The following is a 6129-nucleotide window of genomic DNA, read 5'->3' as shown; positions in this document are numbered from 1 at the left end:
CGCAGGCGAAAGGCCAGCACCTCGGCCATCTCGGCGGCGCTGGGCATGGCGCTGGCGCGGGATCTCCAGGGCGAAAAGTACAAAGTCGTGGCGGTGATTGGCGACGGGGCGCTGACGGGCGGCATGGCGCTGGAGGCTATCAACCACGCCGGACACCTGCCCAAGACCAACCTGATGGTGGTGCTGAACGATAACGAAATGTCGATTTCGCCCAATGTCGGCGCGATTCCTCGCTACCTCAACAAAATGCGCCTCAGCCCGCCGATGCAGTTCCTCACTGACAACCTGGAGGAACAGTTTAAGCATCTGCCGTTTGTGGGCGACTCCCTCACGCCGGAGCTTCAGCGGGTGAAGGAGGGCATGAAGCGGCTGGCAGTGCCCAAGGTGGGCGCGGTGTTTGAGGAACTGGGCTTTACCTACATGGGCCCAGTGGATGGACACAACCTGGAAGAACTGATTCACACGTTTACCCAGGCGCACAAGATTCAGGGGCCGGTGCTGGTGCATGTGGCCACGACCAAGGGCAAGGGCTATGCGATCGCCGAAAAAGATCAGGTGGGCTATCACGCCCAGTCGCCCTTTGACCTGGCCACGGGCAAAGCAAAACCGTCAAACAAGCCCAAGCCTGCCGATTACTCAAAAGTCTTTGCCCATACGCTGGTGAAGCTGGCGGAAAACAATCCCAAAATCGTTGGCATCACTGCCGCCATGGCCACAGGTACGGGGCTGGACAAACTTCAGCAAAAGCTGCCGAAGCAATATATCGACGTGGGCATCGCCGAGCAGCACGCAGTGACGCTGGCGGCGGGGCTGGCCTGCGAGGGAATGCGCCCGGTGGTAGCGATCTATTCCACCTTCCTACAACGCGCCTTTGACCAGATCGTGCATGATGTGTGCATCCAAAAGCTGCCCGTGTTTTTCTGCCTGGATCGGGCGGGCATTGTGGGGGCAGACGGCCCGACGCACCAGGGGATGTACGACATTGCCTATCTGCGCTGCATTCCCAATATGGTGCTGATGGCTCCCAAGGACGAAGCCGAGTTTCAGCGGATGATTGTAACCGGGGTGAACTATACTGACGGGGCGATCGCCCTCCGCTATCCACGCGGCAGTGGCCAGGGCGTGCCGCTGATGGAAGAGGGCTGGGAGCCGCTGCCCATCGGCAAAGCCGAGATTCTGCGCCAGGGCGACGATATCCTGCTGCTGGGCTATGGCACGATGGTCTATCCCGCTATGCAGGCTGCTGAAATCCTCAGCGAACACGGCATCGAGGCAACCGTGGTCAACGCCCGCTTTGCCAAACCGCTGGATACGGAGCTAATTCTGCCGCTGGCCCAGCAGATTGGGCGCGTGGTGACGCTGGAAGAGGGCTGCTTGATGGGTGGCTTTGGTTCAGCCGTGGCAGAAGCGCTGCTCGATGCGGATGTTGCCGTGCCGATCAAGCGGCTTGGCGTGCCCGATGTGCTAGTCGATCACGCCAAGCCAGAGCAATCGCTCAGCAGCTTGGGGCTGACAGGCCCGCAAATCGCAGATACCATCCGCGAGTGGGTGGTTCCGGCCGCAGTCGAAGCCGTCCGCTCCTAGAAGCCTCTGCTTCTGAAAGATCATCTGAAAGATCAACGGAGATACCGTGCCCAGGTTTGAATCACTCGGTTTGAATCACTCGGTTTGAACCGTCTGTGTTCGATGTCCTGGGCACGTATCCGCCTCTCTGACCGTAATTTCAGTACAAACAATCCAAAATCGCAAATCCAAAATCGTAAATCAACACGAGCTACGCTAGGTCGGGGAAGACCTGCTGCACTGCGGGATGCACTAGGCGATGGGCCTGGACGTTTAGCCCCTTGGCTAGCGCGTCATCGGTTTCCAGGGCCCCCACGCCTTGATTGGCCAGCTTGACCACGTAGGGCAGGGTGCTGTTGTTGAGCGCCTGCGTTGCAGTCCAGGGCACGGCTCCGGGCATATTCGGCACGCCGTAGTGAACCACGCCCGACACCTCGTAGGTAGGCTGCGTGTGGGAAGTTGGGTGCAGCGTCTCTACGCAGCCGCCCTGATCCACCGCCACGTCTACGATCACCGAACCCGTCCGCATTTGCTCCACCAGGCTGGCAGGCACCAGGATGGGCGCACGTCGGCCCGGCACCAGCACTGCGCCGATGAGCAGGTCGGCATCGGCAACGGCGGTTTCGATCTCGGCGGAGTTGCTGTAGAGCAGTTCTACCCGCGAGCCAAACAGGGTTTCCAGATAAGACAGTCGCTCTACGTTAATGTCGAAAATTTTCACCTGAGCGCCCAGCCCGACGGCCATCTTTGCGGCTTCGGTGCCCACCACGCCACCGCCCAAGATCACAACCCTGCCGGGTTTTACCCCTGGTACACCGCCCAACAGCACACCCCGTCCACCCTGCTGCCGTTCCAGAAAGCGGGCCCCAAACTGCACCGAGAGCCGCCCAGCGATGATGCTCATGGGGGTGAGCAGGGGCAGGCTGTGGTTGGGCAGTTCAACGGTTTCGTAGGCGATCGCCGTCAGCCCCACCCGCATCAGTTGCTCCGTCAGTTCTCGTGCCGCCGCCAGATGCAGGTAGGTAAACAGCAATTGATCTTTTTGCATCAGGTCATATTCCGCTGGCAGCGGTTCCTTGACCTTCACCACCATCTCTCGGCTCCAGGCATCCTTTGCAGAAGGTACGACCTGAGCGCCCACTTGAACATAGTCCTGATCGGCAAATCCTGCGCCGATGCCCGCCTGGGTTTCGACAAAAACCGTGTGTCCTGCTTCGACCAGCGTGCGGACGCTGCTGGGACTCAGCCCTACCCGAAATTCCTGATCCTTAATCTCTTTTGGAACGCCGATTTCCATGCCAACACCTCAAAAGCTCCCCGACCCACTGCGGAGACGGTAAATTCTTAGACACGCCATCGTCACTTTCATTAGGACATAGGTGCTGTCGTAGGGCAGCAGCGCCACCCTACAACCACGTCCTAAGCAGCATAGCTAACATAGCTAGCGCTATAGTTCCAAGGTAAATCCCTTTTGCGAGAGAGTCTTCGCCCGGATGGATCGACCTCTGCCGTTTATAGCAGGAGTTTGAGCCAATGGGGTTGATTTTGGATTGACGAATGGGCCGCACTCTCTACAATGAAGAGGACGAGTAAAGAATTGTAAAAGCCATGACTCAGACTCCGCCGCAACCGACCGTGACTCCGAAGCTCCAGGAACCGAAGTTTGGCTTTAATGAATATGCTGAGCGCCTGAATGGGCGGGCGGCAATGGTGGGATTTTTAATTACGCTGGCGATCGAATACCTGACGGGTCAGGGCTTGCTGTCCTGGCTGGGGCTTTATTAGTCAGGGCTTAAGTTAGTCAGGACTTACGCACGTGCGATAAGTCTTCTGGGTTTTGGACGATTTCTCGCGGGCTGCGCTTGCGAGAAATCGTCCATCTGCGTCAGTCCTATTAGTTCCTAGTAGTTTCTAGTTAGTTCGTTTGATGGGCTTAGGGTGGATAGGCAAATCAAGCCCTAAGCCCATTTTTTTGAGCAAATCGCCCACCACTTGGGCGCAACTGGGCAGCCTCCAGGTGCGCCCAAGTGGTGGGGATGAGCGTGATGCGCCGAAGCCTTTGGCTGGGAATGGGGCAGGGCAGCGATCGCACGTCTCCCAGCATCAGATTGTCATGCCGAGACTGCCCACCTGCGTATTTTGAAACCGCGCTACCCCCCAATCACCCGATCAGGGGGTTAGAAGGGGAGACTCGCCCACTAGAATGATTCAGTATGATGGTTAAGTCGGCATCAGTTCGACTTGCCAGATTCGACCCTGGTTTCGGCGTGGTCGGCGTATCGCCTAATGCCCCGTTATCGCTCGAAACCGCGTTGTGAACCTGCATTCATCCATTCACATGCCTAGATTTGTGCCATGAGTACTTCATCGAACGCCCAGTCCGGTATTGGTCAGCCCGATCGCATTTTGATTTTCGACACCACGCTGCGCGATGGCGAACAGTCGCCCGGCGCAACGCTGAACGTGGATGAGAAGCTGACAATCGCCCGGCAACTGGCACGACTAGGTGTGGATGTGATTGAAGCAGGCTTTCCCTTTGCCAGCCCAGGGGATTTTGAAGCGGTGAGCAAGATCGCCGCCGAAGTGGGCAGCGAAGACGGCCCAATCATCTGTGGACTGGCCCGAGCTACTCAGCAAGACATCAAAGCGGCCGCCGATGCGCTGAAGCCTGCCGCCAAGCCCCGGATTCACACCTTCATTGCCGCCTCGGATATTCACCTGGAATATAAGCTGAAAAAGACGCGGGCCGAAGTGCTGGAAATCGTGCCCGAAATGGTGAGCTATGCCAAGTCGTTTGTCAATGATGTGGAGTTTTCCCCAGAGGATGCGGGACGCTCTGATCCGGAGTTTCTCTATGAAATGCTGGAGCGGGCGATCGCCGCTGGGGCCACCACTGTCAACATTCCCGATACCGTCGGATACCTCACCCCCAGCGAGTTTGGGGCGCTGATCAAGGGCATCAAAGAGAACGTGCCGAATATCGATCAGGCCATCATTTCGGTACACGGTCATAACGACTTGGGAATGGCCGTGGCCAACTTTTTGGAAGCGGTGAAGAATGGAGCGCGTCAGTTGGAATGCACGATCAACGGCATTGGCGAACGCGCTGGAAACGCCGCGCTAGAGGAACTGGTGATGGCGCTGTATGTGCGTCGTCAATATTTCAACCCGTTCCTGGGTCGTCCGGCGGAGTCGGAAGCACCCCTGACCCATATTGACACGCGCCAGCTTTACAAAACCTCGCGCCTGGTGTCGAACCTGACGGGGATGCTGGTGCAGCCCAACAAAGCGATCGTTGGCGCAAACGCCTTTGCCCACGAGTCCGGCATTCACCAGGACGGCGTGCTAAAGCACAAGCGCACCTACGAAATCATGGACGCGCAGTCCATCGGCCTCACGGATAACCAGATCGTGCTGGGCAAGCACTCCGGGCGCAACGCCTTCCGCACGCGCCTGCGGGAGTTGGGCTATGAACTATCTGAGCAGGAGCTAAACCGAGCCTTCCTGCGGTTCAAGGACGTGGCAGATAAGAAAAAGGAAATTACCGACTGGGATCTGGAGGCGATCGCCAACGACGAAACCCAGCAAGTCCCCGAACTGTTCAAGCTAGAGCATGTGCAGGTGTCTTGCGGCGACCACTCGCGCCCCACGGCGACCGTCACCGTCCGCACGCCCGCTGGGGAAGAACTGACCGATGCCGCCATCGGCACAGGCCCAGTGGATGCAGTCTACAAAGCGATCAACCGCGTCGTCAGCATCCCCAACCAGCTCATCGAATTCTCGGTGCAGTCTGTGACGGCAGGCATCGACGCAATGGGCGAAGTGACGATTCGCCTGAAATATGGCGATCGCATCTTCTCGGGCCACGGCGCAAACACCGATATCATCGTCGCCTCCGCCCAGGCCTACCTGAACGCGCTCAACCGCCTGTCTGCCTCTCTGCAAAAGGGCGAAGCGCTGCATCCCCAGCACAGCGATGTGCAGCCCGTGAGCTAGGGGTTGGGGGTGATGGAGTGAGGGACGAGGGAAGAAGGAAAAGGGAAGAACGAAGAGGTTTCGTTTTTCGTTCTTCGTTCTTCGTTTTTCCACCCCTCCCCTCTCTCCTCCTAAAGCTCCGTTGTAATCACCGGACTCCCTTGCGGTTCGGCGGGTGCACGCTGCGACTCTACGGTAATGAAAACCGAGGCGGCTCTGTTGTCTGGAGTGGGCTGCTGGGGCGGCGTGAGCGTGGCGAAGACCTGACCTTGAGCATCAGGAACGAATTCGCCGCAGAGAATGAGGGAGCCATCTTGCAGCCGTAGCCACAGGCGATAGGTCGGTCGGGCGGCAGGGCGGGCAGATTTTCCATCGACACCACCACTTCATCCCAGCGGCCCGGCGTGAATAGCACCGTGCCGACTGCGGGCGCGTTGGGATCTTGCAAGGCAACTAGGCGGCTATTGGGTCGTTGCAGAATGGGGGCGATCGCATCTACAAGCTATTCAAACAAGCCCAGAACTTACGCACTTGCGATAACTGAGATCTTGCACCATTCTCAGTAAGGGTTGCTAAAGGAAGCAAAATCTG

The 6129-nt window shown here is 58.1% G+C and carries 5 protein-coding genes; 3 read left to right on the top strand and 2 right to left on the bottom strand.

The genetic code is table 11. The features are described from left to right. A partial coding sequence (gene dxs / locus IGS51_RS01935; RefSeq protein WP_297075245.1) for a 1-deoxy-D-xylulose-5-phosphate synthase occupies positions 1-1584 on the top strand: 1584 nt, incomplete at its 5' end. 190 nt (positions 1585-1774) lie between these two features. On the opposite strand, the gene ald is transcribed toward dxs, so the two are convergent. Next, positions 1775-2860, bottom strand: a complete 1086-nt coding sequence (gene ald / locus IGS51_RS01930; protein WP_297075244.1) for an alanine dehydrogenase — start codon at positions 2858-2860, stop codon at positions 1775-1777. A gap of 311 nt (positions 2861-3171) precedes the next feature. Between ald and IGS51_RS01925 the strand changes: the two genes are divergently transcribed. Further along, on the top strand, positions 3172-3348 hold the full coding sequence (locus IGS51_RS01925) for a hypothetical protein (protein WP_172355733.1): 177 nt from the start codon (positions 3172-3174) through the stop codon (positions 3346-3348). A gap of 570 nt (positions 3349-3918) precedes the next feature. Beyond that, on the top strand, positions 3919-5559 hold the full coding sequence (locus tag IGS51_RS01920) for a 2-isopropylmalate synthase (protein WP_297075243.1): 1641 nt from the start codon (positions 3919-3921) through the stop codon (positions 5557-5559). A gap of 169 nt (positions 5560-5728) precedes the next feature. Here IGS51_RS01920 and IGS51_RS01915 read toward each other — a convergent pair whose 3' ends face one another. Next, the gene (locus IGS51_RS01915; protein WP_297075242.1) at positions 5729-5986 is read right to left on the bottom strand and encodes a hypothetical protein; all 258 of its coding nucleotides are present in this window, start codon (positions 5984-5986) and stop codon (positions 5729-5731) included. Positions 5987-6129 lie beyond the last annotated feature (143 nt).

This window comes from Thermoleptolyngbya sp. M55_K2018_002 (genome assembly GCF_015295965.1).
In the GTDB taxonomy this organism is placed as follows: Bacteria; Cyanobacteriota; Cyanobacteriia; order Elainellales; family Elainellaceae; genus Thermoleptolyngbya; species Thermoleptolyngbya sichuanensis.
The sequence above is the reverse complement of the archived record's forward strand: the minus strand, read 5'-3'. Positions and strand labels throughout refer to the sequence as shown.

Bases quoted from the DNA above. Each gene is read 5' to 3' on its own strand.
- ald (WP_297075244.1), bottom strand. From the start codon at position 2,860: ATGGAAATCGGCGTTCCAAAAGAGATTAAGGATCAGGAATTTCGGGTA.
- IGS51_RS01925 (WP_172355733.1), top strand. From the start codon at position 3,172: ATGACTCAGACTCCGCCGCAACCGACCGTGACTCCGAAGCTCCAGGAA.
- IGS51_RS01920 (WP_297075243.1), top strand. From the start codon at position 3,919: ATGAGTACTTCATCGAACGCCCAGTCCGGTATTGGTCAGCCCGATCGC.